Here is a 23,340-nt window from a genome sequence, read left to right as displayed (position 1 = left end):
AAATACATAAAACATCCACCGAATTCCCGAGATCGCTCAATAAGCGACCTCCTCCCTCGGCAGAACACTAGCGACCTTAATTATAAGTCGCACCTATTTTTTGCGGGCTTGCGCAGCTTTAATCTGAACGAGCGTGTCCAGGTTCTGGTTCACGCGGCAATAGAACTCTTCGTCGATGAAGGGACGCAGCATGAAGTCGTTTCCGCCAACCTTCAGGAAGCGTGCCGACAGCAGTCGGTTGGTCGACGACGAGACGCCGATGATTCGCAGTTCATGCGACCCGCGCACCGAACGGATGCGTCGCGTCAGTTCGAAACCGTCGATATCGGGCATGTTGTAGTCTGTGACCACGAGGCCGATATCCGAATTGGCCTTCAGGATCTCGATCGCCTTGGCGCCACTCTCGGCGAGGCTGACGCGGAAATTGTAGCGGCGCAGGCGGCTCGACAGAAGGGCGCGTGCGGTCGGGCTGTCATCGACGATCAAAACGTGATGACGATGGTTGGTCAAGAAGCGATAGACCGACTCCGCCAGCATTTCGACGGCAAAGACATTGTCCTTGAGGATATAGTCAACGATGTCCTTGGCGAGCAGCTTTTCGCGCATCTCGTCCTGGAAAGTCCCTGTGAAGACCACGGTCGGGATGTTGCAGTCGATCAGGTATTCCAGCGCTTCGCCGTTTTCGGCGCCCGGCAGGTTGATGTTCGAGATCGCCAGCACCACCGGCTCCTGCGACAGCTCATTGGCCATCTGCAAGTCCTCGAACGTGCGGCATATCTCGATGTCGACACCCATCAGCTCCTTCAGGCGCTGACTGATCATCTGCGTGAAGACATTGGAGTCCTCACCGAGAACAATCCGAACGTCGGGAAAAGTCTCTCCCGAATACTGCATTCCAGAAATGCCGAGAACTGCCATGACCAGCCTTCACTGTCTTGTTTATTTGTAAGACATCTAACAAAGGCCCTTTGCGGAAGCGTTAACTCAGGCCCTCGGCCCGTATCAACACTCCCGCATAGTTAAGCATTCAAGAATATCCAGGTATCTCGGCGAGCAGCGTCAAAGCCGTTCACTTGATGGTGGCGATACCATCCTTGATTTCGACGGTTTCATCACCGGCGAGCCCGATCCGGTCTCCGTTGGGCAGCGTCAGGAAACACCCGGATGCGCAGATCGTGTCGGAGCCCCCGGCATCGAGCGAAATCTCGGTTCGTGTGCCTTCTTCGACCACGACGATAACCACGGCGGAGCTGCCGGTGTTCAGCACCGAGGCTGCCAGTGTCGGCCCCGCCAACAAGCTGCTAACAACCACGACAACCAGCTGCGCATAGAACTGCTTCATGCCGATAGCGGAGCCAAAGGCTCCGTCCTCTCAATCGCGCCCGGTACACTTCCGACCGCTCCTGCCCCTCTTGTGCCCCATTTGGCCTGAATGGCGGCTGAATGCGGCGTTCATGGCAGGAGTTTGTCATCATCCGGGTCCGGAGACAATTCCTCCGCCACCTCGGGACGATCGTCCGCCCGTTTCTTGCGCCGGACAAGAGCTTGCCGGTCATGCTCCTGGAGATGCAGCATGACGTCCTGATGCGGGTAAGGCATGACGATGTCGCGGGCGCGGAAACGTCTGAGGATTTCGATACGGACTTCGTTGCGCACCCGCAGACCATCGGCGATGTCACCGAGGTGGAAACGAAGTTCGAAATCGAGCGAGGATGCTCCGAAGCGCAAGAACTCGACATGCGGCTCGGGATTGCGCAAGACGTCGGTCCGCTCGTTGACCACGGCCAGCAACACGTCAATCACCTCCTGCGGATCGGCATCATAGGCCACGCTGACCGGCACTTCGGAGCGCTGCATGCGGTTGCGATGCGTCCAGTTGCCGAGCGGCGAGTTGATGAGCTCGGAATTCGGCACGATGATCGACTGGCGCCGGAAGGTCTCGATTTCGGTCGCACGGACCGAGATTCGCTTGACGATGCCTTCATTGACCCCCGTGATCACGTGGTCGCCGACCTTGAAGGGTCGCTCGACCAGCAGAATTAGGCCGGAGACGAAATTGGAGACGATGTTCTGCAGGCCAAAGCCGATACCGAGAGACAGGGCACCGGCAACAAGCGCCAGGCTGGAGAGATCGATACCGGCTGCGGAAATGCCGATGATGCCGGCAATGCCGGTACCGAGATAACCGACACCGGTCTTCACCGAATTGCGCACGCCGCCGTCGATATGGCTGCGCGCCATGACATTGCCGTCCAGCCACTTCTGGAACCAGCGCGTCACGAAAAGGCCGGCAGCGAAAAGCAGGATACCGCCGAGAATTCCGAAGATCGAGATGCGGATCGTGCCGACATTGATCTCGGTAAAGAGGTTGAAGAGCCAGAGCTGCAGATCGCGCGGCTGGAACCCCCAGGACATCAGGATGAGCGGAATGCCGGTCACGAGCGCAAAGGCGTAGATGACCAGACCGGCGCCGATACCGCTCTGGTCCAGCACGACAGCCGAGAGGCGGAAACGGCGGCCGATAAACCGACCGACCCTGGTTTCACCGAACTGATTGGGAGCGGAAATCGCCTTGCCGGTCAGGATGCCGATATACATCGTCGCCAGAACCGCGCCCGTGAGAACGATCTGGGTCGCGAGGAAACGCGCGAGCCCGACATAGCCGATGGCAGCAGCGAGGATCAGGACGGCGCCGACAATCCGAAGCGTGATCGCCACCGCCCGTGGCCAGGGCCGTCCCCGGACAGCGGGATCGCCTGACTCGGCGAGCACCGGCCGCAGGAAGGACACGAAGAACAGCAGCAGGCCGATGACCACGGAGGAGGCAAAGCTGCGCATCACCGTCAGCACGACTGGCGAGCTGTAGCTCTCGTTAATGACGGACACGACGTAGTCGAGGCCGTTGACGAGCGCCATCAGGAAGATTGCGATACTGAGGTCGCGCGCTCCCTTATTTGAAAGCTTGACCAACCGCCAGTTTGGCGCCGCGGGCGCAAGCACCGCTCTTGAAATGGCCATGACGAAAAAGACAAGACCGATCAATGCAAAGACCGATGCAACGATCGGAGCGATGTCGGTTCTCAGCACATTGAACGTATCGAGCAGGAAATAGGTGGAAGCCAGAAAGAAGCTCAGTGCCAGAGACGGCAGGATCGTCGAGAAGAAGGCGACCGAGAAGCGGCTGAGATAGGAGGGGGCTTCGTTGGTCGGATCGCGCCTGTTGATCCGTCCGAACAGTCGGTACTCGACAAACAGGATCAGCGAAGCCAAGGCCATCGATAGAAAAACTGCAATGGCCAATTGCAAGGCCTTGAACTTGATGACGAAGCTCAGCCAGCTCGTGATGCTGCGCTGAACCCGCGCCGCATCGGCGGAGAAAGACTGGAGCGCCTCCTCGAGCACACTTCCATTGATTTCGGTATGCTCGAGCAGCCGGCTGGTAAACAGTGCCCGACGCGTGTCCGAGACCCGATCGGACAGCGTCTTCGCCTCGATCGACAGATCCTCGGCCTGGCCGGTGAGCGCATTGACTTCCGCCCGCGCGGCATTGAGCCGCGACCTCTCCTCAGCGACGCTCGCGCTTTCGGCGGGCTGCCCCTCGGCGGGTGGCTCGCCCAGTTCCGTCAACCGACCCTGAATGGCATCGATCCGAGGACGCAAATCGACGGTAATCGCAAGCGCTTCCCGCCCGAGAGCATCGGACTGAACCTTGAGATCTGCAAGGACGCCGTCTTCCTGGAGGTTTTTCTCGACCTGATCGCGCAGGCCGGTCAGGCGCGCTCGCGCTTCCTCGACGCGCTTCTCGGCGGCGACGATCTGCTCGTCACGTTGAGGCGGCGGCGCGACCGGGGCAGCAGCCGGGGCCAATGTCTCAGGTTGCAGCTGCGGCCCCTCGGGCGCTTCAACCGGGGCCGGCTCAGTCACCGCCGGCGTGGCATCGGTGTCCTGTGCCAGACCGACGCCTGGCGTAAGCAGGAAAGAAGAGCCCGCCGCCAGCAGGCTGAGCGCGACGGCGAAAGAAATCGAACGGAATCGGATCAAAACGTGGTCCAGTGCGTGGATGAAAGCCGCAGGACAATAGATCCAGTTAAAGGCAAAAGAAAGAAGGGCTTAATGGAAGAACCCGCCGCCCCTGACGGACCGGCGGGCCAAATTGATGCGTCAGGCGAAAGTCTGTCGCAAAGCTTCGAAACGCGCGACCTGATCTTCCAGGAGATTGCGCTCCTTGTCGCGACGGACGAAGACCTTGAACATAGCCTTTCCGTCGGCATTCATGAACCAGACAGAACAAGACCGGCGCCCATGGAAGCCGCGATCGACGAAAGCGATCGAGACACAACGTTCCTTGCGGATGTGACCGCCGATCGGACTGTCGCCATGGATGTTGAACCAGCCATGCCCCTCGCTGCCTTCGGGCAGACTGCCCTCGACTTCGAGCACGATGTCTTCGGTGTGGACGATCATCAGGATCTCGCCCCAGGATGTGAGGTCCTTCCAGATCGGCTCCCACTTCTCGGAAGGCACCACCACAGCGGCCCCTTCCGGGAGGATGGCGAGCACGTCGGCAGGCGTCACCTCGGCCTTGGCGGCGATCTGCTCGATGACACCGTCAGGCTTTTCGGCGAGCGCCGCCAGCGCCCGCTCGCGTCTTTCGCCGTGGCTTTGCGTCAACGTGTCCATCTAGGCCTCACGCAGCTTCGGAAGCCGAGCGCTTGCCCGAGCGATCTTCATGGATGATGACGTCAAAGCCCTCGAAATGCGGACCGGAGAGATACTGAACCTTGCTTTCGCCGGCGCGTGCATGGGCGGCGCGGAACTGTTCCGACTTGGTCCAGGCGACGAAATGGCCATGGGTTTCCCAGACGGTGTGCGAAGCGTACAGCGTATGGTCTTCGGCCTTCGGGCCCTTCAGCATGTGGAATTCGATGTAGCCCGGCATTTCAGCCAGTCGGCCTTCGCGGGCCTTCCACTGGTTCTCGAAGGCTTCCTCGAAGCCCGGGACGACGCGAAAACGGTTCATGGCGATGTACATGGGTCTGTTTCCCTCTTTGCAAGACAAGATCTGATCGTCGCGGTCGGGCATCGGCGGCTGACGAGTTTACCCCGAAATCCGGCCTACTGGAACAACCGCGATCTGTTGCCTTCCTATTTAAACTTGTGTAGCACAGTCAAGTTAAATGTCGGGAGCTTCCCGCACATGCGTATTTTCATTATCGGCGATCCGGAGACGGCTTTGTGCCTGCCTCCGGGCGCCCGGATCATAGGTTCGAGCACATCCATGTTGTCCATTCGCCCATCCCGCCGCAAGCTCATCTCCGCCCTCGCCTTCTCGCTTTCTTTGACGCTTGTTCTGCCGCAGACGGCAGGGGCCAAGGATGCCGAGCGGATCGTCGCGATCGGGGGCACCGTGACGGAGATCATCTATGCGCTCGGCGAGGGGGACAGGGTGGTCGCCGTCGACACGACGAGCCTTTATCCGCCGGAGGCAAGCTCCAAGCCTGATATCGGCTATGTTCGCCAGGTCTCGGCAGAAGGTGTCCTCTCCCAAAGACCCGATCTGATCATCGCGGAAGCCGGTGCCGGCCCTATCGATTCCATCAACATCCTCAAGGCGAGCGGCCTCAGCTTCGTCAGCATCCCCTCGCCCCCTGAAACATCGGCTATCCCAGCAAAGATCCGCGCCATCGGCCAGGCAATCGGGCGCGCGGAAAAGGCAGACGAACTGGCAAAATCGGTCGAGGCCAGCCTCAAAGCCATTGAAGACAAGGTGAAGGCGGCAACAGGGCCGAAGAAGAAAGTCCTGTTCGCTCTCTCCCTCGCCAATGGACGCGTCATGGCGGCCGGCAGTGAGAGCTCTGCAGACGCGATGATCCGGCTGGCCGGTGGCGAGAACGCCGTGTCCACGATCTCCGGTTACAAGCCGCTGACCGATGAAGCGGTGATTGCCGCAGCCCCCGACGTTATCCTCGTGATGAGCGGCGGCGCCCAGCATCTGACGGCCGAAAAGGCATTTGAGCTCCCCTCCCTTGCAGCAACCCCGGCCGGCGCGAACAAGGCCTTCCTCACCATGGACGGCCTCTATCTCCTCGGTCTTGGACCGCGTGCTGCCGACGCCGCCCGTGACCTGAACGCCATGCTCTATCCGGAAGGGCAGTAATCGTGAACACGCTGGCCCTGATGTCGACCCTCGGCAGGCGTGACGGAGATCGCTCCGCTCTCGGGTTTATCGTCCTTGCCCTGCTGGCAGTTCTGCTGGCGATCGCCATCTTCGTTTCGATCGTGATCGGTCCAACCGGCGTCGGCCTGCCGCATCTGATCGCCTATGTGACCGGCGATCATGCGAGCATGGACCAGCAGAACCTGATAATCCTGGAAGCTGTGCGCCTGCCACGCACCGGCATGGGCCTCCTGATCGGCGCAGCACTGGGTGTCTCCGGCGCCATGATGCAGGGCCTCTTCCGCAATCCGCTGGCCGACCCCGGCATCGTTGGGGTCACTTCCGGGGCAGCACTTGCCGCCGTGATCGCCATCGTGCTTGGGCCCACACTGCTATTTCCGTTGCAGGTCGTGTTCGGCGAACAGTTTCTGCCGCTGATGGCCTTCCTCGGTGGTCTCGGCAACACTTTCCTGCTCTATGTCATCGCCACCCGTAACGGCCAGACATCGACGACAGCCCTGATCCTCTCGGGGATCGCGATCGCCGCCATGACAGGGGCTGCCACCGGCCTCCTGATCTTTATCGCCGATGACCGGGCGCTGCGCGACATCACTTTCTGGTCTCTCGGCTCATTGAGCGGCGCGACGACGGACAAGATCATCGCCATCCTGCCCTTCGTTGTCTTCGTGCTGGCGATCATCCCCTTCGTCGCACGCGGCCTCGACGCACTGATCCTCGGTGACGCCGCAGCCTTCCACATGGGCGTGCCCGTGCAGCGGCTGAAGCGCATGACGATCCTCGCCGTGGCAGCCGCCTGTGGCGCAACCGTCGCCGCTGCCGGCTCGATTGGCTTCATCGGAATCGTCGTGCCGCATCTGCTGCGTCTCGCGATCGGTCCGTCACATCGCTTCCTGCTGCCGGCTTCCGCGCTCGGCGGGGCAGCCTTGCTGCTTCTCGCTGATACGGTCGCCCGCACCATCGCCGCACCGGCAGAACTGCCGATCGGCATCATCACCGCGATCCTCGGCGCGCCCGTCTTCCTGATGCTTCTACTCGGCAAACAGGGCCGCCAGGCCATGGAGGGCTTGTAATGATCCGCGCACACGACATCACAATCAGCCGCGGTGGACGCGTTCTCGTCGACAAGGTCAGCCTCCATCTGGAAGCCGGCAAGGTCACCGTGATCATCGGCCCCAACGGGGCGGGCAAGTCCACCCTGTTGAAGACCCTTTCCGGCGAGATGCGCCCCGACCACGGTGACATCCTTTACCAGGACCGGCGTATCGCCTCGCTGAGCCCCGTGGAGCTCGCCCGAGAGCGGGCAGTGCTGCCGCAATCCACAGCACTATCCTTCCCCTTCACGGCGCTTGAGGTGGTGCGCATGGGCGCCGTTGCGCATGGCAGCCGCGATCCGAATCTTGCGGGACGCCAGGCGCTCGTCCGTGTGGGGCTGAGTGGCTTTGAGGGGCGCAGCTACAACGCGCTATCAGGTGGCGAACAACAGCGCGTGCAGCTGGCCCGCGTGCTGGCACAGATGCCCGATCCTGTTCTTGATGGTCGTCCACGCGCGATCTTCCTCGACGAGCCGACGGCAAGCCTCGATATCGGTCACCAGATCTCGGTTCTTGAGCTCGCCCGTGACTTTGCCCGACGCGGCGGTGTCGTCCTGGCCATTCTGCACGACCTCAACCTTGCCGCCGAATTCGCAGATCATTTGGCCGTCCTTCACCACGGCAAACTCATCCGGGAAGGCCATCCGAAGGAAACCATCGACGATGGGACCATCGCGCATGTCTACGGCATTGCTGGCAGTGTCGGACGGCTGCCGAGCGCGGCGATACCCTATGTCTTGCCCCAGGCCCGGTTCAGCGCGACACGCTGAGCCGGCTACCTTAGTTGTCCACAGTTATCCACAGGGCAAAATCAACGAACGCGCACAAAAAACCGCAACGAACAAGGAACACACGCGACCAGGCGTGAGAACGCCTAGAGAACATCGGCGACCAGAGCGACAGATGTCCGCCCGCTTTTTCCAGCGACTTTTTGATAGCCGGCTAAGTTGGTTTGTGACTCGGCCAGGAAGGGCTTGCCGAACGACCAGTCAGGTTGATTATCGCCATCCAGGCACGCCCTGAAGACACCAACAAACCCGAGGTGCGCAGAACTGCGCATAAGGCCAACATATTGTTTTGAAGAAGAAAATGGTGGGTGATGTAGGGCTCGAACCTACGACCCGCTGATTAAGAGTCAGCTGCTCTACCAACTGAGCTAATCACCCGCCTGACACCGTTTCCGGTCTCGTCCGCCCCGTTTCTGGTGGCGTGACCGGGCGTATAAACAGGATCTGCGACCTTGTCTAGCGCCGCTGCAAAAATTCTTGGCCGTTTGGTCAAAAAAATTTCAAAAACCTGGAAATACCCAATGTTTTCAGAGATCCAGCATTCCCGTGGCCAGGCGGACGGCCTGACCACCGATCCGCGCCCGCGAGACGGCGCCGTCTTTCACATCGATATGCAGGTGAATGTAGGAAGGGCGGCCCATCTCAACCCCCTGCTCGATCATCATCGGGTGATGACCGTCCGGCAGTGCGTCGAAATGATGGATGGCGCCTGAAAGCGCTGCCACGGCAGACCCAGTCGCGGGATCCTCGTGAATGCCCATATCGGGCGAGAACATCCGCGCATGGAATTTTGCGGCATGATGCACCCCGCCGCGACAATAGATGTAGGCAGACGTCAGTCGCCCCTCGCTCATCGGCGCCACGCGTTCCCACAGTTGCGGCTCGAATTCGACGCTCTCGATCGTCGCCACATCGTGCAGAGGCACGAGAAGAAACGGGACGCCGGCACTCCACACCGTCGGCACATGGTTTTCAAACCCTATGGCGCTGACCTTGACGGACAACGCATCGGCAAGCCCCTGCCGATCCAATTGCAACTCATGGCGGCTCGACAGGCGCGGCAGGTCGAATTCGGCGAAGCTTGCCTCCCCCGGCCTGACCCGGACGGCACAGCGCACAGGACCAATCGTCTCCTCCAGCACGGAAACGAGATCCATGTTGGCGGTCTCGCCACTATAGGCGCGCTCGGCCAGCGCAATCGCGGTACCCACCGTCGGGTGCCCGGCAAAGGGCAGTTCTCGGCCAGGGGTAAAGATCCGGATCCGGGCGGTGTGCGATGCGTGATCGGCGGGCTGGACGAAAACGGTCTCCGAGAGGTTCATCTCTCCGGCAATTGTTTGCATCATCTCGTCGGACAGGCCGGCACCGTCGAAGATCACAGCGAGCGGATTGCCCGCCAGTTTGCGGTCGGTGAACACGTCATAGATGGCATACTGTCTCGCCACGGGCCTATCTCCGTTGAAGGTCACGCTCGCGGCACACACTGCCCGAGGCGAAACGGCAAGGCAAGCCGAGCCCCGATCATCCTCGATCCTGAAAATACCAGCTGAGAATCGGCAGCATCGCGGCCCCGTAACGCTGCGCTGCAGGATCGCCAGAGCGGATCACGACCGCACGGGAGATTTCCGGCTCCGAACAATCGCGGGCAAAGGCGTCGATCCGATCGGCAAGAGCCTCCGCCGTCTCCGAAAACGTGAAGACGCGTGCCAAGGTGAGGCGTCGCGAGCGATAGCTGGCGTAAAGCACAGGATCGGCATGCGCCAGATCAAGATCGAGCCCTGTCTCCTCCATCACCTCGCGCCGCATGTTGCCCTCGATGTCGCAGGCCCCGTCAACGACATCGGACAAGTCGAGCGAGCCCGCCGCAAAATAGACCTGTCCGGGATTGGCGGTGTGCGGCGCCATCTCGACCGCGACCAGCGCCCCGTCGGATGAGACGATGACGGGATAGCCGAACAGGTGACAGGCACCGGCAAGCTCCGGCTGGCGCCGCCACCAGAGGAAGGTGGCAAAGTTCGACACATGGCCGAGTGCCTCAAGATGCCCATCGCGATAGCGGATCTGACGCTGCAGGATCATCCGGCCGTTGAAGAGTGCCGGGTTCGCCGTCACCTCACGCTCCCAATTGGCAGAGATGGCAGTGCCTTGAGTGAGGTCCAGCGGATGCGGATCGGCTGCCACCCTGAGCGCCAGCGAGCGAACCGGATACAGGCTGCCATCGGTCGGCAGACCAACCTCGTCAGTCAAGAGATCGCTCATGGCAGATGCAAGGTGATGGCAATCGGGCAGTGGTCGGATGCCTTGGGCCGGTCCCATCCGGTACGCGGATAGCGTTCGACCTCCTGCCCCGGCGGAAAGGGTGTGCGGAATGGCTGACCGTTGCGGATGACCTCTGGTAACGCCTGCGGATTGGCCTGTGCGAGCCCTTTGGAAAGCCAGATATAGTCGAGCTGACACAGGTGCTGCTCTTCGGGACCGCGCGAATGATAGAGCGTCCAGCGATCGAGCGGGTCCCGCCGCAGCATGGGGTTTTCGGCAAAACCGTCATGTGAGAACACATCGAGGGCACTCGGCAGGTCCGGCCGGTGGACGTAGTCATAGCCCGAGCGCCGATCGCCGATCACGTCGATGCGCTCCTGATAGTCGTTCATGTCGCCGCAGATCACGAAGTTGTGCCGCGAAGCACTCTCTGACCCGAAACGATTCTCGATGATGTGCCGTACCGCCTTTGCCTCGGCCTCGCGGATCGGCATGGTCGAGGTGCGGCCATCCATTCCATCACGGCCATTGGTCATCGACTTGAAATGCACCACATAGACCGTCAGTGGCCGACCACCAACGCGCAGGTCGAGTTCCAGGCAGTCGCGTTTGAAGATCCGGTCATCTGGCCGGATCCGCTCCCCGAGCCCCGGATGATAGAGGCCGAGATCGTGATAGGTGAGCGCTGCATGGCTGGTGACGTCGCGCAGCTCGATCGGCTGACCGTCGCGGGTCTTCTCCCGCATCAGCACGGCAACGTCGATGCCGCGGCTGTCATTACCCTCGACCAGATATTTCTGCCGATAACCCGAGCCGATCATGCGGAAGAGATAGCCGTATTCGAAGGCCTTGAGCGCCTCCATGTTGTCGACCTCCTGCAGGCACAGGATGTCGGCATTGGTGTCGGCAATCGCCAGCGCCGAGAGCTGCCGGGTGTCGTCGGTGGAGGATACGACCCGCGCCGCTTCGAGCCGCTGGTAGTCGGCTTCCGACTTGATGTCGAACAGCTTCAACACCCGATCGGATTTCAGCTGGTTGCGATAGCCGGTGAAATCGAAGCGGGCGATCAGGTTTTCGATGTTGAAGGTCGCGATGCGAATGGACATGAACACCTGACGGGAGGTCGGTTGCGAAAGCGGCGGATCGACGGCAGTCAATCACGCCCCTTCCGTATCCGCAACCCAAAGCAGGCGCGCCTAAAGCTGTCAGGCCGCCTGGGCCAGCGCATGCCCGACGAGCCGGCCCAGACGACGGATGCCTTCCTCGATCATCGCTTCGTTGGCGCAGGAATAGGAAAGCCGGATCGTATTGGCACCGGAACGATCGGCAAAGAAGGCTTGGCCCGGTACGAAAGCCACCTTTTCCGTCTCGACCGACCGGGCCAGCAGTTCTGCGCCGTCCATACCGTTAGGCAGCGTGACCCAGACGAACATCCCGCCCTCCGGCCGCGTCCATTCGGCACCTTCGGGCATGTATTTTTCCAGCGCCGCCAGCATGGCATCGCGGCGCGCCACATAGGCTGCCCGGATCTTCGCAATCTGTGCCGGAAAATGCTGTGCGGCCACCTCGGCCACGACCATCTGGTTGATCGTCGAGGAATGCAGATCCGCCGCCTGCTTCATCAACACGAGCTTGCGGATGACCGGCGTGGCAGCCACGACATAGCCGACGCGCAGACCCGGTGCCAGCGTCTTGGAAAAGCTGCCGCAATAGATGGTCCGGCAGGCGTCGATGCCGCCGCTGCGGGCAATGTCGAGCGCAAGGATGGGCGCAATGGCCTCGCCGTCATAGCGCAGATGTTGATAGGCCGCGTCTTCGATCACCGGAATGTCGAGCTCGTCGGCCAAGGCCAGGATCTGGTGCCGCTCCTCAAGGCTGACAGTCTGACCCGTCGGATTGGCGAAATCGGTGGAGAGATAGGCAAACTTCACGGCACTCCCCTGCGTCGCCGCCTCCGCCCTGTAGCTCTCGGGCGTCCGGTTTCCGATCGACAGCTGATCATAGGCAGGCTCGTAGGCATTGAAGGCCTGCAACGCGCCGAGATAGGTCGGCCAGGTCACAAGCGCCGTGTCGCCGGGCGACAGAAACAGCTTCCCGAGATAGTCGAGCGCCTGTTGCGAGCCTGACGTGATGAAGATGTTGTCGAGCTCGCAGGCGATGCCCAACCGCCCCATTTCCTCCTTCAACCAGGCACGCAGCGGCAGATACCCCTCAGACACCGAATACTGCAGCGCGCCGCCGGCCTTTCCATCGGCAAACAGGCCGGCATAAGCCTCGGCAAACTCCCGTTCGGGAAACAGTGCCGGATCGGGAATGCCGCCTGCAAACGAGATGATGTCCGGCTTGTCGAGGAGCTTCAGGAGCTCTCGAATTTCGGAGGCGCGCATGCGGGACGAACGCGTGGCAAAGACATGATCCCAGTTCAGCATCGGTGTTTCCTCAAGACTTGTTGTTATCTGAGGCAGCAGACCATGAAAACCTCGATAGGTCAACAATACTGACCTATCGAGGTTGACCGCTGCACTTTACAGTTTGGCAACCATGTTGCTGCTGTTTCTTCAGGCAAGCCTAAAACGCGAGATGATTCGCTCTATAGTCTCCGCAACAGTGAAAGGACCCGCCACTTGCCGATGCAAAAGCTTACCCTGCCGATGGTCGGCATCGACAATGAAGCGGATCCGCCCTGGGAGCATCTGAGCACTCTCTTCCATATATTCCCCCACATCGTCGCAGCCATCGCGATCCTGTCGGCCGCCATCCTCCCATATATGGAGGGTCGGACGTTCGAGGTCCTGGTCGTGTTTGCGATCCTCTCGCTGCAGGTGATCATGCGAGGGGTTGCCGACCTTGGCTTCCGGCGACGGCATCCATCCGACACGGCGCAGAAATGGCTCAAGCGATTCACCCTTATCTCGGTCCTTTCGGGCGTCGCCTGGGGCGCTTCACTTGCCATCCTCTATAGCGGCGGCAGCCCCGACACGCAGGTGGTCATCCTCGCCATCGGTTGCGGCATCCTCCAATCGAGTGCGGCACGCGCCTATATGGCGCCCCGTTCTACTCTGCTGGTCATTTTCGTGATGATCGCCGCGATCAACCTGGTCGCGGTCCGCGAGGGCAACTGGATCATGGTTCCGATCTGCCTCGCCTATGTCGGCTTTCTCGCCAGCTACATGATCCGGCTGATCGCCATGGACGAGAGACGCCTGGCGGCAGAGACGAAGACCCGAACGCTGGTGGCAGCCCTGGCCGAAAGCAACGAGAAACTCACCTATGCCAACGAGCAATTGCGCCGTCATGCCGAGACCGACGCCCTGACCGGCCTTGGCAACAGGCGTGGCTTCGACGTGCAGTTAAGCCATCGTCTCGGTCGATACCGCAATGACCGCGAACCTCTGGCGCTGCTCCTGATCGACATCGACCACTTCAAACTCTTCAACGACACCCGGGGCCACCAGGCCGGGGACGCTGCACTTCAGGTGGTGGCGGAAGTGATCGCTGCATGCATGCGGGACGTCGACGGCACGGCTGCACGCTATGGCGGAGAAGAATTCGCCGTCGTCCTGCAGGGCAATCATGCCCTGGAGCCGGCTGTCTTCGGCGAAGACCTGCGCAAACGCGTCGCTTCACTGTTCCTGCCGACGGCAGATGGTGGATCAGCGGACCTGACTGTCAGCATCGGCGTTGCAACCGCTGGCCCTGAAGACGATGAGCGCAGCCTGATCGCCCTTGCCGATCGCAGGCTATACGATGCGAAGGCATGCGGCAGGAACAGGGTCTGCGACACCGACCATGAGGAAAGGCTCGTGGGCTCCGCCTGAGCACGCCACACGGATACGAAAAAGCCGGAGAAGTTTCCCTCTCCGGCCTCTCATTCATCCCTGAAGATGAAGATCAGTTGCGGGCCTTGTCGACCAGCTGGTTCTTGGCGATCCACGGCATCATGCCGCGCAGCTTGGCACCGACTTCTTCGATCTGGTGGCTGTCGTTCATGCGGCGGATACCCTTGAAGCGGGCAGCACCGGCACGGTATTCCTGCATCCAGTCCGAGGTGAACTTGCCGGTCTGGATGTCGTGCAGTACGCGCTTCATTTCAGCCTTGGTTTCAGCCGTGATGATGCGCGGACCGGTGACATATTCGCCCCACTCGGCGGTATTGGAGATCGAGTAGTTCATGTTGGCGATGCCGCCTTCATAGATCAGGTCGACGATCAGCTTCACTTCGTGCAGGCACTCGAAATAGGCCATTTCAGGCGCGTAGCCGCCTTCGACCAGCGTCTCGAAGCCGGCGCGGATCAGCTCGACGAGGCCGCCGCAGAGAACGACCTGTTCGCCGAAGAGGTCGGTTTCGCACTCTTCCTTGAAGGAGGTTTCGATGATGCCCGAACGGCCGCCGCCAACGCCACAGGCGTAGGAGAGAGCGAGTTCAAGCGCGTTGCCCGAACCGTTGTGATGGATTGCGACGAGGCAGGGAACGCCGCCGCCCTTCTGGTATTCGCCGCGAACCGTGTGGCCGGGGCCCTTCGGAGCAATCATGACAACGTCGACGGTCGACTTCGGCTCGATGAGGCCGAAATGGACGTTCAGGCCGTGCGCGAATGCGATGGCGGCGCCGTCGCGGATGTTCGGCGCGATGTCGGCCTTGTAGATGTCGGCCTGGAGTTCGTCCGGGGTCGCCATCATCATCAGGTCGGCCCAGGCGGCAGCTTCGGCAACCGTCATGACCTTGAGACCATCGGCTTCAGCCTTCTTGATGGTCGGCGAACCGGCCTTCAGGGCAACGACGAGGTTCTGGGCGCCCGAATCCTTGAGGTTCAGCGCATGGGCGCGGCCCTGCGAACCGTAGCCGATGATGGCAACCTTCTTCGACTTGATCAGGTTCAAGTCGGCATCACGATCGTAATAGACGCGCATTGTAGTGTCCTTCCCTATGCTTTTCAGTTGTGGTGGATGTTGTTGATCGGAGAGCCGGAACGGGATGCCCCATCCAGGCCCGCCAGTACGCGGTCGGTCCCGTAGAGAGCGAGAAAGGCGGAAACCGCCTTCGTCGCCCGGGCGCCGAATTTGTGGGTCTGCGGCGCCTCGCCGAGCAGCATGCGGACATGCAGATCGCTGACGATCAGGCCGTAAAGGGTACGGTACGCGTCCTCGCCATCGCCGAAACGCAACAGGCCGTCACGCTGACCGGCGTCAAGCAGCGCCCTCGCCCGGCGATCGATCTGGCGCCGACCACGCTCCAGAAGCAACGTGCCGAGCTTCGAACCGTCACGGCTCGACTGGCCGATGGCCAGCCGGTTGAGGGCGAGCGAAACATCGCCGGCGAGAACCTCGAGCAGATCCTGGGCAAAGACCTCCAGATGATCTGTAAGGGTGGCAACAGTCAGGCGCTCACCCGGCCGCTCAAACGTCCGTACCTTGCTGGCTTGATAGGAAATCATCGCTGAAAGCAGACCATCGCGGTCGCCGAACCATTTGTAGAGGCTTTCCTTGGAGCAATTGGCAGCGCGCGCCAGACCGGCCGTGGTGACTGCCTTGTCGCCGCCCTCCACGAGGAGACGCAGAGCCTCCGCCAGAACGGCGTTCTGACGCGGCGTAAATTCCGAAGTCTGATTGTCGATGGACATGGCCGGCTCCTGGTACCGTACGGTACGGTTCGCACGCTTTATGTACCGCGGAGGCGCGCGGGTCAAGAATGAATTTGCGAAAAAAGCAAGCAGATGCCTCAGGAAGGAGATCCTGTTTTGAGCATCACTCCCTCCCCTTTCACCCCACCAAGTTGTCACAAAAGGGTGATTGTGACAAAAAATAATCGTTGTATGTCATAGTTAAATGACGGTGCATTTGCAGCCTAACCCGCTGTTTTTCCTCACCTCACCCTTCAAGTATCCTCCGTGATACCGGGTACTCTCACCGAACCAATCAGTTCGATTGCGCGCAAAGGGGTATTGATTTCTCCAGCGCCATACGCCAAATACATCTCATCGAACCGAGCAGTTCGATAAAGCAAGGTTCTAAAGGCTTACACACTATGAAGACCATCGCAGCAGCACTCCTGACCACCATCGCAGCCGCTTCGGCCGCTTTCGCGATCGAGCCAGTCCCAGGCTCAATCACCTATGGCGGTGCGCAGCCAAGGCTCGAACAGGCACCCGCCGGTTCGAACTTCTTCCACACCTTCCATCTCAACGGCACGGAAGTCCATGAGATCTGCAAGGTGAATGCAGACCGGACCGTCTCCATCGTCTCCCGTTCCATGGCGAACGACTGACGGCACGCAAGACGATCCCCATCACGGGTAGATGCTACCCATCAATACAATCTAGAGCTGAACGCCTGAGGCTGAGCTCAATTCAAGATAAGGAAGCACGATCATGAAGACCATCATCTCTGCCGCCCTCATCACCCTCGCAGCCGGCTCGGCCGCTTTCGCTTCCGTCCAGCCGATCCCGGGCTCGATCACCTATGACAACGCCAATGTTCAGCTCGAGAAGGCACCTGTTGGTTCGACCTTGTTCCACACCTTCTCCAACGGTGACGGCCGCGACGTTCGCGAAGTCTACAAGGTCAACGCCGACCAGACGGTAACCCTGGTCGATCGTCAGATCTCCAACGCTTCGTAATCGAAACGTTCAACCCAACACGCCTCCCAAGACGTGAAGACCTCCAGCGGCAGGCTCGACCCTCTCCACCGCCCCGAGCCGCCGCCCACAAAACGCTACACAAGGAATACGACCATGAAGACCATCATCTCTGCAGCCCTCATCGCCCTCGCTGCCGGCACCTCCGCTTTCGCCTCCGTCCAGCCGATCCCGGGCTCGATCACTTATGACAACGCCAATGTTCAGCTGGAAAAGGCCCCTGTCGGGTCGACCTTCTTCCACAACTTCACTGACGGCAGCGGCCATGACGTCAGCGAAGTCTACAAGGTCAATGCCGACAAGTCGGTGACCCTCGTTAACCGCCAGATCTCCAACGCTTCGTAATCAGCGTCTCCCAGGACGCAAAACCCTTCGGCGGCAGGCTCGGCCCCTCCCCTCTGGCACTGAGCCGCCGCCAACCCAACGCACAAAGGAATATAACCATGAAGACCATCATCTCTGCAGCCCTGATCGCCCTCGCAGCCGGTTCGGCCGCCTTCGCTTCCGTCCAGCCGATCCCGGGCTCGATCACCTATGACAACGCAAACGTTCAGCTGGAAAAGGCACCTGTTGGTTCGACCTTCTTCCACACCTTCTCAGACGGCAGCGGTCGTGACGTCAACGAAGTCTACAAGGTCAACGCAGACCAGTCGGTGACCCTCGTTAACCGCCAGATCTCCAACGCTTCGTAATCAGCGTCTCCCAGGACGCAAAACCATTCGGCGGCAGGCTCGGCCCCTCCCCCACTGACACTGAGCCGCCGCCAACCCAACGCACAAAGGAATATAACCATGAAGACCATCATCTCTGCAGCCCTGATTACCCTCGCAGCCGGCTCGGCAGCCTTCGCTTCCGTCCAGCCGATCCCGGGCTCGATCACCTATGACAACGCAAACGTTCAGCTGGAAAAGGCACCTGTTGGTTCGACCTTCTTCCACACCTTCTCAGACGGCAGTGGTCGTGACGTGAACGAAGTCTATAAGGTCAATGCCGACCAGACGGTGACCCTCGTCACCCGCACAGTTTCCAACGCTTCCTGATTCCAGGGTGCGTGGTGGGCCTCGGGGCATCAGTCCCGGGGCCTTTTTTTTGCATTTGCGATAGTGTCCAGACTTGGTCATTCCCAGCGCCAAAGGTGATGGGTATGGTGCGGCGAAATCTAGGAAAACACCATGCGCACCAAACACCTCCTCATCTGCCTTGCCCTGACACTTGCCGGAACCTCGGCCCTCTCCGCCAAGGAAAACCGCTGCGGCTGGATACAGAATCCGACCCCCGGAAATTACTGGCTCGATGATGGCGAAGGCTCATGGATACTGATGACGCAAGGCTCCGAGATCGAGCCGCTCGGCATGGAGAACATGCCTGATTTCACCACAGGGGATTTCGTCCAGACGAACGGCTACTATGGCTATGCCTGCGGCTGTATCGAGGCTGAAACCGAGCGCAGCAGCGATTTTGGTGACAGCTTCCTCGGCAGGATCTCGGCCATCTACGCCGTGAAGCAGTTGCCGATCAGCCAATGCCGCGCCGACAAGGCCCTGCCCTCGCCGGAATAATCAACGCGCGTAATCGACAGGCACGGCCAGCCCCTGCTTGAGAATTTCCATAGAGATTGATGCCGAGACGTCAAAGAGTTCGACGCGCTTCACCAGCCGGCGATAGACGACGTCGTAGTGCTCGACGCGCGGCAGCACCAGCTTCAGGATATAGTCGTAATGCCCCGTCAAACGATGGGCTTCGACAATCTCCGAGATATCGCTGATCGCGCGGCGAAACTCCTCAATCCAGTCGTCGGCATGATGGGCTGTCTTCACCAGGGCATAGACCGTGGTCGGCACGCCGATTTTCTCGCGATCGAGGACGACGATGCGCCGGGCGATATAGCCCTGCTCCTCCAGCTTCTGGATCCGCCGCGAGCAGGCAGACGTTGACAAGGCCACGCGCTCAGCGAGATCTGCAACCGCAATGCTCGCATCCTGCTGCAGCAGATCGAGAATCTTCCTGTCTCTTTCGTCGATCACGCCACATCTCCCCGGCCCAAACCCCTGAATGCGCAAATAATCTGCGCGATCCCCTCATATCGCGCCAACTGCCATGCGCCAAGGGCTGTTCTCTATCCGATCATTGCAACCCAATTGCGCCGAATTCGCATCATCATCTTCGCATCAAATGACGGAGACGAGACATGAAGACGATTGGCTTGATTGGCGGGATGAGTTTCGAAAGTTCGGCGGTCTATTACCGCCAGGTCAACGAGGCCGTTCGCGCCCGCCTCGGCGGCCTCACTTCGGCAGAGGTCCTGATGCACTCGGTCAACTTCGCGGAGATCGTCGCACTGCAGAAGGCCGGCCGCTGGGACCTTGCCGCGAAGCGTCTGGGCGACGTCGCAACAGGCCTGGAAAAGGCCGGCGCGGACTGCGTTCTGATCTGCACCAACACCATGCATCTCGTCGCCGACGAGGTGCAGGCACGGATCGACGTACCACTCATCAACATCATCGATGAAACCGCCCATGCATTGAAAGCCGGCGGCGCAAAACGCCCGCTGCTGCTCGCAACACGCTACACCATGGAACAACCGTTTTACGCCGAGCGCATGAAGCGCCACGGCATCGAGATCATGGTGCCGGATGCGGAAGGGCGGACCGTCACCCATGATGTCATCTTCGAAGAGCTCTGCGCGGGCCGGGTTCTCGACACGTCACGCGACAAGCTGAACGGAATCATCGAACAGGCCAAGGCTGAAGGTGCCGACAGCGTTATCCTCGGCTGCACGGAGATCTGCCTCATCCTCGACCCGACGACACTTCAGCTGCCCGGCTACGACTCGACGACCATCCATGCCGAAGCGGCCGTTACCTTCGCACTGCAAGGCGATCGCGACATCCGGGCTGCCTGATTAGTGGCCTGCGTTCAGATCGTCTGGCCGCAGGCGCGGCAGAACCGCCGGACGGTTTCGGCCATACCGTATTCCAGGGCATCGGCGGTCAGGCCGTGACCGATCGAGACTTCGGCAAGATGCGGGATGCGCTTGACCAGAAGCGGCAGGTTGGCAACCGTCAGGTCGTGCCCGGCATTGACGTCGAGCCCCTCGGCGCGGGCGGCATCGGCCGTCAGGCCGAGCAGTTCGACCTGACGCAGAGCCTCATCCGGATTGTCGTAACAGCCGCCATAGGGGCCGGTATAGAGCTCGACGCGCTCGGCACCGGTCGCCTTTGCAAGCGCCATCGGTTCGGACCGCCCATCGCCATCAACAAAGAGCGACACCCGCATGCCCTTGGCGCGAAGCCGCGACACGACACGCTTGAGAAAATCCTGATGCACGACAAGGTCCCAGCCATGGTCGGACGTCGCCTGCGACGGGTCATCAGGCACCAGCGTGACCTGCTCCGGCTCGGTTGCCTCGCAGAGCGCCAGGAAATCCTCGCTCGGATAACCTTCGATGTTGAACTCGGCCGTGGGGAACGCGTCGTCGATCAGAGCCCGCAGCACCGGCAGATCGCTGAAGCGTATATGCCGCTGATCCGGGCGTGGATGCACCGTCAGGCCACTGGCACCAGCAGCAAGGGCAATACGGCCGAGACCGGCCACGTCAGGCCAGGGAAGATCCCGGCGGTTGCGAAGCATGGCGATGGCATTGAGGTTGACGGAAAGCTTGGCAGGCATGGCGGCATGATCCGGCGATGAAGAGGTCTGGGGCATCCTTACGGCATCGCGGTATCGAAGGCCAACGAGAATCGCAAATGCTCCGATGCGGGAAATTGATGAATGGCAATCGCGTCCACCCCCTAGACTTTAAGGTATTGACGCCTAGCCCCCATCCTTTAGTCAGGTCTCGATTGTGACGGATCGCACAAATGCGCACTATCGGATGACGGCGCAGGCGTCCCCTGCGGCGGTTGGAGCAAGCATGTTGACGGAAACCGGGATCGATGGCGGGCAGGTTTCGGACGCTCTGCAGCGGGTGTTGCGGAGCAGGACATTCGCACGCTCCGAAAGGCTGCGCTCCTTCCTCAAATTCATCGTCGAGATGGAGCAACTCGGCCTGTCGCATCAGTTGAAAGGCTACACGATCGGTATCGATGTGTTCAGCCGCAGCCACGGCTTCGATCCGGGCACAGATCCGCTGGTCCGTGTCCAGGCCGGAAAGTTGCGCAAGCTGCTGAACCAGTTCTATGCCTCCGAGGGCCGCGATGATCCGCTACGCATTCGCATTCCGCTCGGCGGTTATGTTCCGGTCTACGACCGCGTCGCATCGCAAGCCAGCATGGTCCGTGAGCGCGACCTCGAATTGATCGAGACCACCTTCGCTGATGTCGAGAGCCCTGCTCTCGCCGACGACAAGGCCTCACTTCCAAGGCTTTTCATCCGCCGCCCGGACGGCGACGATCTCATCGCCTCGATCTTCGTCAATGCGACCCGGCTCTGGAGCACGAGGCTCTGGGCGGTCTGCATCGCCGGCCCGAGTGAAAAACCCAGTTTCGAAGGCGGAGCACCGCATCCCCTCCATTTCGAATTGAAGGCGCATAGTCTCGGCACCGAGCTCAAACTCGGCCTGCGCCATCTCCGCTCCGGCAGCGAGGTGCCGATCAGCATGGGCGTCTGCGAGACTTCCGGCGACAGTCTGGAAATCGGCGCCCTCGCCAACGGCTTTGCTGGCGCAAATCTTACGATCCCCGGCTCGATCTATCGCTTCTGCCACAAGAACGATCTGTCGACGGGACAGATGCAGTGCCTCGAAGCCACCTATCGCTATACGCTGGAGGGTTCGGACGCGAGCTATATCAATGCCCGTCAGTCCCAGCAGCAATGGGCCGGCCTCGGCCAGAGCAGCGAGATCATCACCGAGATGACGAAGCTGATCGCCCTTTCCTCCCTGCCACGCTGAGCCACGCGTTCCAGACATGAGGCGCAATTCCCTTTTGCGAAAACTTATTTTACGGATTTCAAATATACTATAATCTTCAATCAGACGGCGATTCGAGATGCAGCGGGGTCAGCGAGACAGCACAGCAAAAGAGGAACTATCGGCTTCAGCAGACGCGTTGGCACTGAACATGGAGGGGTACATGCCGCACGGAACACACCATCTGCAACCGATCACCAGCGTATCCGGTCAGCCTAACAAGGTATTTCTCTTGCCGGACCTCGTCCAGACGAGAACCCCACCGAAAGAGCCGGTCGCGATTGCCGAAATGGCAGAGTTCTTCGGCGTCACCCACCGAACGCTGCATTTCTACGAGGAAAAGGGCCTGCTCACCGCCCGACGCATGGGCCTGATGCGGGTCTACGGATGCGATGAAATCGCCCGGATGGCGCTGATCAATGTGTGCCGAGAGGTCGGCATGTCGGTCTCGCTCATCCAGGACCTGTTCGAAACACTCTCGACCGCCACCTCGACAAGCGAAGCAAACCTGATTCTTGAGGAAGCCCTGCTCGGCCGTCGCCGTGAACTGGCGTCCAACCTTTCGACGGTCCACCGTCAGCTCCAGCAACTCAATGCCCTGCTCGACCACGAAGAGGTCGAAGCCGGTCAGTTGAACACGGAACAGAAGGGGCCAACCCTGACCGAGACGGAAGCCCGCTGCCTGCAGTTGATGGTCGAAGGCTATACGCCGATCCGGATCGCGCGGACGCTCGAACTGAAAACCGAAGAGGTCAGTACCGTGGAGGCGAGCATCGTCGGCAAACTCCAAGCGCAAAACCGCTTCCAGGCCGTGGCGAAAGCCGTTCTTCTCGGTTTGGTCGCCAATTGAAGACCCGCCTTGGTCTTGTCCATCATCAATAGTGGAGGAAGTTTAACGGGACAGCGGCTGCAGCTGGAGCTAGGAGCGGGTCATACCCAAAGACTGAGGTCGCCCCATGCCCAATCTGCTTTCCCGCTATGCCACTCCTTTAACCACGGGCCTGTTTCTGGTCTCGCTGATCTCCGGGATAGCCCTGTTCTTTCACTACGGCACGACCGCCTTCCGCGAGATGCATGAATGGCTGAGCCTTGTTCTCATTCTGCCTTTCGTCCAGCATGTCTGGAAAAACTGGCGCCCGTTCCTCGCCTATTTCAAGCGCCTGCCGATGACCCTGTCGCTCGGCCTCTGTCTGGTCACCGGCCTCGCCTTCGCCTGGCCTGCCATCACAGGTTCGGCAAGCGGTAGCGGTGGAAATCCGGCTTTTGCCATGATCAATATCATCGCAGCCGGCACGCCGGGTGAGGTTGCACCTCTGCTCGGAAGATCTGAAGCCGAAGTGGTCGATGGGCTGAAACAGAAGGGCTTTGCGGCAGCGGATGGCGCTACGAGCCTGTCCGAGATTGCCGAGGCGTCCGGCAAGGACAACGTGGAGCTGATGGCGACGCTGACCGCCCTCAAGGCGAAGTGACCTAGTCAGGA

The 23,340-nt window shown here is 60.5% G+C and carries 27 protein-coding genes and 1 tRNA gene; 14 read left to right on the top strand and 14 right to left on the bottom strand.

What is annotated here, in order from left to right:
* Positions 1-93: 93 nt before the first annotated feature.
* The 5 genes from BSY240_RS01500 to BSY240_RS01480 form a co-directional block, all read right to left on the bottom strand.
* Positions 94-918, bottom strand: coding sequence for a response regulator (locus BSY240_RS01500; RefSeq protein ID WP_054151065.1), 825 nt, complete (start codon positions 916-918; stop codon positions 94-96).
* Positions 919-1,069: 151 nt separating this feature from the next.
* Positions 1,070-1,342 carry a hypothetical protein gene (locus BSY240_RS01495; RefSeq protein ID WP_054151066.1) on the bottom strand — a complete coding sequence of 91 codons (273 nt, stop codon included), beginning with the start codon at positions 1,340-1,342 and terminating at the stop codon, positions 1,070-1,072.
* 110 nt (positions 1,343-1,452) lie between these two features.
* Positions 1,453-4,041, bottom strand: coding sequence for a mechanosensitive ion channel family protein (locus BSY240_RS01490; protein WP_069041180.1), 2,589 nt, complete (start codon positions 4,039-4,041; stop codon positions 1,453-1,455).
* Positions 4,042-4,161: 120 nt separating this feature from the next.
* On the bottom strand, positions 4,162-4,680 hold the full coding sequence (gene hutX / locus BSY240_RS01485; protein ID WP_069041179.1) for a heme utilization cystosolic carrier protein HutX: 519 nt from the start codon (positions 4,678-4,680) through the stop codon (positions 4,162-4,164).
* Between the two features lie 7 nt (positions 4,681-4,687).
* Complete coding sequence (locus BSY240_RS01480; protein WP_054151069.1) at positions 4,688-5,032, bottom strand: antibiotic biosynthesis monooxygenase family protein; 345 nt, start codon at positions 5,030-5,032, stop codon at positions 4,688-4,690.
* Positions 5,033-5,278: 246 nt separating this feature from the next.
* Here BSY240_RS01480 and BSY240_RS01475 point away from each other — a divergent pair, with 246 nt between their 5' ends.
* Genes BSY240_RS01475 through BSY240_RS01465 form a run of 3 tightly spaced genes read left to right on the top strand, consistent with a single transcriptional unit; the run spans position 5,279 to position 8,039 of the window.
* A complete protein-coding gene (locus tag BSY240_RS01475) occupies positions 5,279-6,157 on the top strand; it encodes an ABC transporter substrate-binding protein (RefSeq protein WP_069043778.1) in 879 nt (292 codons plus the stop codon).
* 20 nt (positions 6,158-6,177) lie between these two features.
* The gene (locus tag BSY240_RS01470) at positions 6,178-7,248 is read left to right on the top strand and encodes a FecCD family ABC transporter permease (RefSeq protein ID WP_377278489.1); all 1,071 of its coding nucleotides are present in this window, start codon (positions 6,178-6,180) and stop codon (positions 7,246-7,248) included.
* Positions 7,248-8,039 carry a heme ABC transporter ATP-binding protein gene (locus BSY240_RS01465; protein WP_054151072.1) on the top strand — a complete coding sequence of 264 codons (792 nt, stop codon included), beginning with the start codon at positions 7,248-7,250 and terminating at the stop codon, positions 8,037-8,039. The genes BSY240_RS01470 and BSY240_RS01465 overlap by 1 nt, the downstream gene beginning before the upstream one ends.
* A 320-nt stretch (positions 8,040-8,359) precedes the next feature.
* Here the strand turns inward: BSY240_RS01465 and BSY240_RS01460 are convergent.
* From BSY240_RS01460 to BSY240_RS01440, 5 genes are all read right to left on the bottom strand, one after another.
* Positions 8,360-8,435 (bottom strand) — tRNA-Lys (locus tag BSY240_RS01460).
* Positions 8,436-8,584: 149 nt separating this feature from the next.
* A complete protein-coding gene (locus BSY240_RS01455) occupies positions 8,585-9,502 on the bottom strand; it encodes a PhzF family phenazine biosynthesis protein (protein ID WP_069041177.1) in 918 nt (305 codons plus the stop codon).
* 76 nt (positions 9,503-9,578) lie between these two features.
* A complete protein-coding gene (locus tag BSY240_RS01450) occupies positions 9,579-10,316 on the bottom strand; it encodes an NUDIX hydrolase (RefSeq protein WP_069041176.1) in 738 nt (245 codons plus the stop codon).
* Complete coding sequence (locus BSY240_RS01445; protein ID WP_069043777.1) at positions 10,313-11,422, bottom strand: endonuclease/exonuclease/phosphatase family protein; 1,110 nt, start codon at positions 11,420-11,422, stop codon at positions 10,313-10,315. The genes BSY240_RS01450 and BSY240_RS01445 overlap by 4 nt, the downstream gene beginning before the upstream one ends.
* 99 nt (positions 11,423-11,521) lie before the next feature.
* A complete protein-coding gene (locus BSY240_RS01440) occupies positions 11,522-12,745 on the bottom strand; it encodes an aminotransferase-like domain-containing protein (protein ID WP_069041175.1) in 1,224 nt (407 codons plus the stop codon).
* Between the two features lie 201 nt (positions 12,746-12,946).
* On the opposite strand from BSY240_RS01440, the gene BSY240_RS01435 reads away from it, so the two are divergent.
* Positions 12,947-14,134 carry a GGDEF domain-containing protein gene (locus BSY240_RS01435; RefSeq protein ID WP_069041174.1) on the top strand — a complete coding sequence of 396 codons (1,188 nt, stop codon included), beginning with the start codon at positions 12,947-12,949 and terminating at the stop codon, positions 14,132-14,134.
* A 73-nt stretch (positions 14,135-14,207) separates the two neighbouring features.
* Here the strand turns inward: BSY240_RS01435 and ilvC are convergent, their stop codons facing one another.
* Together ilvC and BSY240_RS01425 are read right to left on the bottom strand one after the other, a co-directional pair.
* The gene (ilvC, locus tag BSY240_RS01430; protein ID WP_054151077.1) at positions 14,208-15,227 is read right to left on the bottom strand and encodes a ketol-acid reductoisomerase; all 1,020 of its coding nucleotides are present in this window, start codon (positions 15,225-15,227) and stop codon (positions 14,208-14,210) included.
* 23 nt (positions 15,228-15,250) lie between these two features.
* A complete protein-coding gene (locus BSY240_RS01425) occupies positions 15,251-15,937 on the bottom strand; it encodes a TetR/AcrR family transcriptional regulator (RefSeq protein ID WP_054151078.1) in 687 nt (228 codons plus the stop codon).
* 404 nt (positions 15,938-16,341) lie between these two features.
* Between BSY240_RS01425 and BSY240_RS01420 the strand changes: the two genes are divergently transcribed.
* The 6 genes from BSY240_RS01420 to BSY240_RS01395 all read left to right on the top strand — a co-directional run bounded on the left by BSY240_RS01420 (position 16,342) and on the right by BSY240_RS01395 (position 18,510).
* Entirely contained in the window at positions 16,342-16,581 is a 240-nt protein-coding gene (locus tag BSY240_RS01420; protein ID WP_069041173.1) for a hypothetical protein, read from the top strand.
* A 103-nt stretch (positions 16,582-16,684) separates the two neighbouring features.
* Entirely contained in the window at positions 16,685-16,933 is a 249-nt protein-coding gene (locus BSY240_RS01415; RefSeq protein ID WP_069041172.1) for a hypothetical protein, read from the top strand.
* A 114-nt stretch (positions 16,934-17,047) separates the two neighbouring features.
* Positions 17,048-17,296, top strand: coding sequence for a hypothetical protein (locus BSY240_RS01410; protein WP_069041171.1), 249 nt, complete (start codon positions 17,048-17,050; stop codon positions 17,294-17,296).
* 98 nt (positions 17,297-17,394) lie between these two features.
* The gene (locus BSY240_RS01405; protein WP_069041170.1) at positions 17,395-17,643 is read left to right on the top strand and encodes a hypothetical protein; all 249 of its coding nucleotides are present in this window, start codon (positions 17,395-17,397) and stop codon (positions 17,641-17,643) included.
* A 99-nt stretch (positions 17,644-17,742) separates the two neighbouring features.
* Entirely contained in the window at positions 17,743-17,991 is a 249-nt protein-coding gene (locus BSY240_RS01400) for a hypothetical protein (RefSeq protein ID WP_069041169.1), read from the top strand.
* 132 nt (positions 17,992-18,123) lie between these two features.
* Positions 18,124-18,510: a DUF4087 domain-containing protein gene (locus BSY240_RS01395; RefSeq protein WP_069041168.1), complete on the top strand. Its 387-nt coding sequence runs from the start codon at positions 18,124-18,126 to the stop codon at positions 18,508-18,510.
* On the opposite strand, the gene BSY240_RS01390 is transcribed toward BSY240_RS01395, so the two are convergent.
* Positions 18,511-18,975 (bottom strand): Lrp/AsnC family transcriptional regulator, encoded by a 465-nt coding sequence (locus tag BSY240_RS01390; RefSeq protein ID WP_069041167.1) that lies wholly within the window; start codon positions 18,973-18,975, stop codon positions 18,511-18,513. It lies immediately after the preceding gene.
* A gap of 164 nt (positions 18,976-19,139) precedes the next feature.
* Between BSY240_RS01390 and BSY240_RS01385 the strand changes: the two genes are divergently transcribed.
* Positions 19,140-19,853 carry an aspartate/glutamate racemase family protein gene (locus tag BSY240_RS01385; protein ID WP_069041166.1) on the top strand — a complete coding sequence of 238 codons (714 nt, stop codon included), beginning with the start codon at positions 19,140-19,142 and terminating at the stop codon, positions 19,851-19,853.
* A 14-nt stretch (positions 19,854-19,867) separates the two neighbouring features.
* On the opposite strand, the gene BSY240_RS01380 is transcribed toward BSY240_RS01385, so the two are convergent.
* Positions 19,868-20,620 carry a pyridoxine 5'-phosphate synthase gene (locus BSY240_RS01380; protein ID WP_069041165.1) on the bottom strand — a complete coding sequence of 251 codons (753 nt, stop codon included), beginning with the start codon at positions 20,618-20,620 and terminating at the stop codon, positions 19,868-19,870.
* Positions 20,621-20,864: 244 nt separating this feature from the next.
* On the opposite strand from BSY240_RS01380, the gene BSY240_RS01375 reads away from it, so the two are divergent.
* The 3 genes from BSY240_RS01375 (at position 20,865) to BSY240_RS01365 (ending at position 23,329) form a co-directional block, all read left to right on the top strand.
* A complete protein-coding gene (locus BSY240_RS01375; protein WP_069041164.1) occupies positions 20,865-21,842 on the top strand; it encodes a hypothetical protein in 978 nt (325 codons plus the stop codon).
* Between the two features lie 181 nt (positions 21,843-22,023).
* On the top strand, positions 22,024-22,710 hold the full coding sequence (locus BSY240_RS01370; RefSeq protein WP_069041163.1) for a MerR family transcriptional regulator: 687 nt from the start codon (positions 22,024-22,026) through the stop codon (positions 22,708-22,710).
* 106 nt (positions 22,711-22,816) lie between these two features.
* Positions 22,817-23,329 carry a DUF4405 domain-containing protein gene (locus BSY240_RS01365; protein ID WP_069041162.1) on the top strand — a complete coding sequence of 171 codons (513 nt, stop codon included), beginning with the start codon at positions 22,817-22,819 and terminating at the stop codon, positions 23,327-23,329.
* The last annotated feature ends 11 nt before the right edge of the window (positions 23,330-23,340 follow it).

Source organism: Agrobacterium sp. RAC06 (genome assembly GCF_001713475.1).
GTDB lineage: Bacteria > Pseudomonadota > Alphaproteobacteria > Rhizobiales > Rhizobiaceae > Allorhizobium.
Note: the sequence above shows the minus strand (reverse complement) of the source record. Positions and strands in the feature narration are given on the sequence as shown.

Bases quoted from the DNA above. Each gene is read 5' to 3' on its own strand.
- BSY240_RS01500 (WP_054151065.1), bottom strand. From the start codon at position 918: ATGGCAGTTCTCGGCATTTCTGGAATGCAGTATTCGGGAGAGACTTTT.
- BSY240_RS01495 (WP_054151066.1), bottom strand. From the start codon at position 1,342: ATGAAGCAGTTCTATGCGCAGCTGGTTGTCGTGGTTGTTAGCAGCTTG.
- hutX (WP_069041179.1), bottom strand. From the start codon at position 4,680: ATGGACACGTTGACGCAAAGCCACGGCGAAAGACGCGAGCGGGCGCTG.
- BSY240_RS01480 (WP_054151069.1), bottom strand. From the start codon at position 5,032: ATGTACATCGCCATGAACCGTTTTCGCGTCGTCCCGGGCTTCGAGGAA.
- BSY240_RS01475 (WP_069043778.1), top strand. From the start codon at position 5,279: ATGTTGTCCATTCGCCCATCCCGCCGCAAGCTCATCTCCGCCCTCGCC.
- BSY240_RS01470 (WP_377278489.1), top strand. From the start codon at position 6,178: ATGTCGACCCTCGGCAGGCGTGACGGAGATCGCTCCGCTCTCGGGTTT.
- BSY240_RS01465 (WP_054151072.1), top strand. From the start codon at position 7,248: ATGATCCGCGCACACGACATCACAATCAGCCGCGGTGGACGCGTTCTC.
- BSY240_RS01450 (WP_069041176.1), bottom strand. From the start codon at position 10,316: ATGAGCGATCTCTTGACTGACGAGGTTGGTCTGCCGACCGATGGCAGC.
- BSY240_RS01445 (WP_069043777.1), bottom strand. From the start codon at position 11,422: ATGTCCATTCGCATCGCGACCTTCAACATCGAAAACCTGATCGCCCGC.
- BSY240_RS01440 (WP_069041175.1), bottom strand. From the start codon at position 12,745: ATGCTGAACTGGGATCATGTCTTTGCCACGCGTTCGTCCCGCATGCGC.
- BSY240_RS01435 (WP_069041174.1), top strand. From the start codon at position 12,947: ATGCAAAAGCTTACCCTGCCGATGGTCGGCATCGACAATGAAGCGGAT.
- ilvC (WP_054151077.1), bottom strand. From the start codon at position 15,227: ATGCGCGTCTATTACGATCGTGATGCCGACTTGAACCTGATCAAGTCG.
- BSY240_RS01425 (WP_054151078.1), bottom strand. From the start codon at position 15,937: ATGTCCATCGACAATCAGACTTCGGAATTTACGCCGCGTCAGAACGCC.
- BSY240_RS01420 (WP_069041173.1), top strand. From the start codon at position 16,342: ATGAAGACCATCGCAGCAGCACTCCTGACCACCATCGCAGCCGCTTCG.
- BSY240_RS01415 (WP_069041172.1), top strand. From the start codon at position 16,685: ATGAAGACCATCATCTCTGCCGCCCTCATCACCCTCGCAGCCGGCTCG.
- BSY240_RS01410 (WP_069041171.1), top strand. From the start codon at position 17,048: ATGAAGACCATCATCTCTGCAGCCCTCATCGCCCTCGCTGCCGGCACC.
- BSY240_RS01405 (WP_069041170.1), top strand. From the start codon at position 17,395: ATGAAGACCATCATCTCTGCAGCCCTGATCGCCCTCGCAGCCGGTTCG.
- BSY240_RS01400 (WP_069041169.1), top strand. From the start codon at position 17,743: ATGAAGACCATCATCTCTGCAGCCCTGATTACCCTCGCAGCCGGCTCG.
- BSY240_RS01395 (WP_069041168.1), top strand. From the start codon at position 18,124: ATGCGCACCAAACACCTCCTCATCTGCCTTGCCCTGACACTTGCCGGA.
- BSY240_RS01385 (WP_069041166.1), top strand. From the start codon at position 19,140: ATGAAGACGATTGGCTTGATTGGCGGGATGAGTTTCGAAAGTTCGGCG.
- BSY240_RS01380 (WP_069041165.1), bottom strand. From the start codon at position 20,620: ATGCCTGCCAAGCTTTCCGTCAACCTCAATGCCATCGCCATGCTTCGC.
- BSY240_RS01375 (WP_069041164.1), top strand. From the start codon at position 20,865: ATGTTGACGGAAACCGGGATCGATGGCGGGCAGGTTTCGGACGCTCTG.
- BSY240_RS01370 (WP_069041163.1), top strand. From the start codon at position 22,024: ATGCCGCACGGAACACACCATCTGCAACCGATCACCAGCGTATCCGGT.
- BSY240_RS01365 (WP_069041162.1), top strand. From the start codon at position 22,817: ATGCCCAATCTGCTTTCCCGCTATGCCACTCCTTTAACCACGGGCCTG.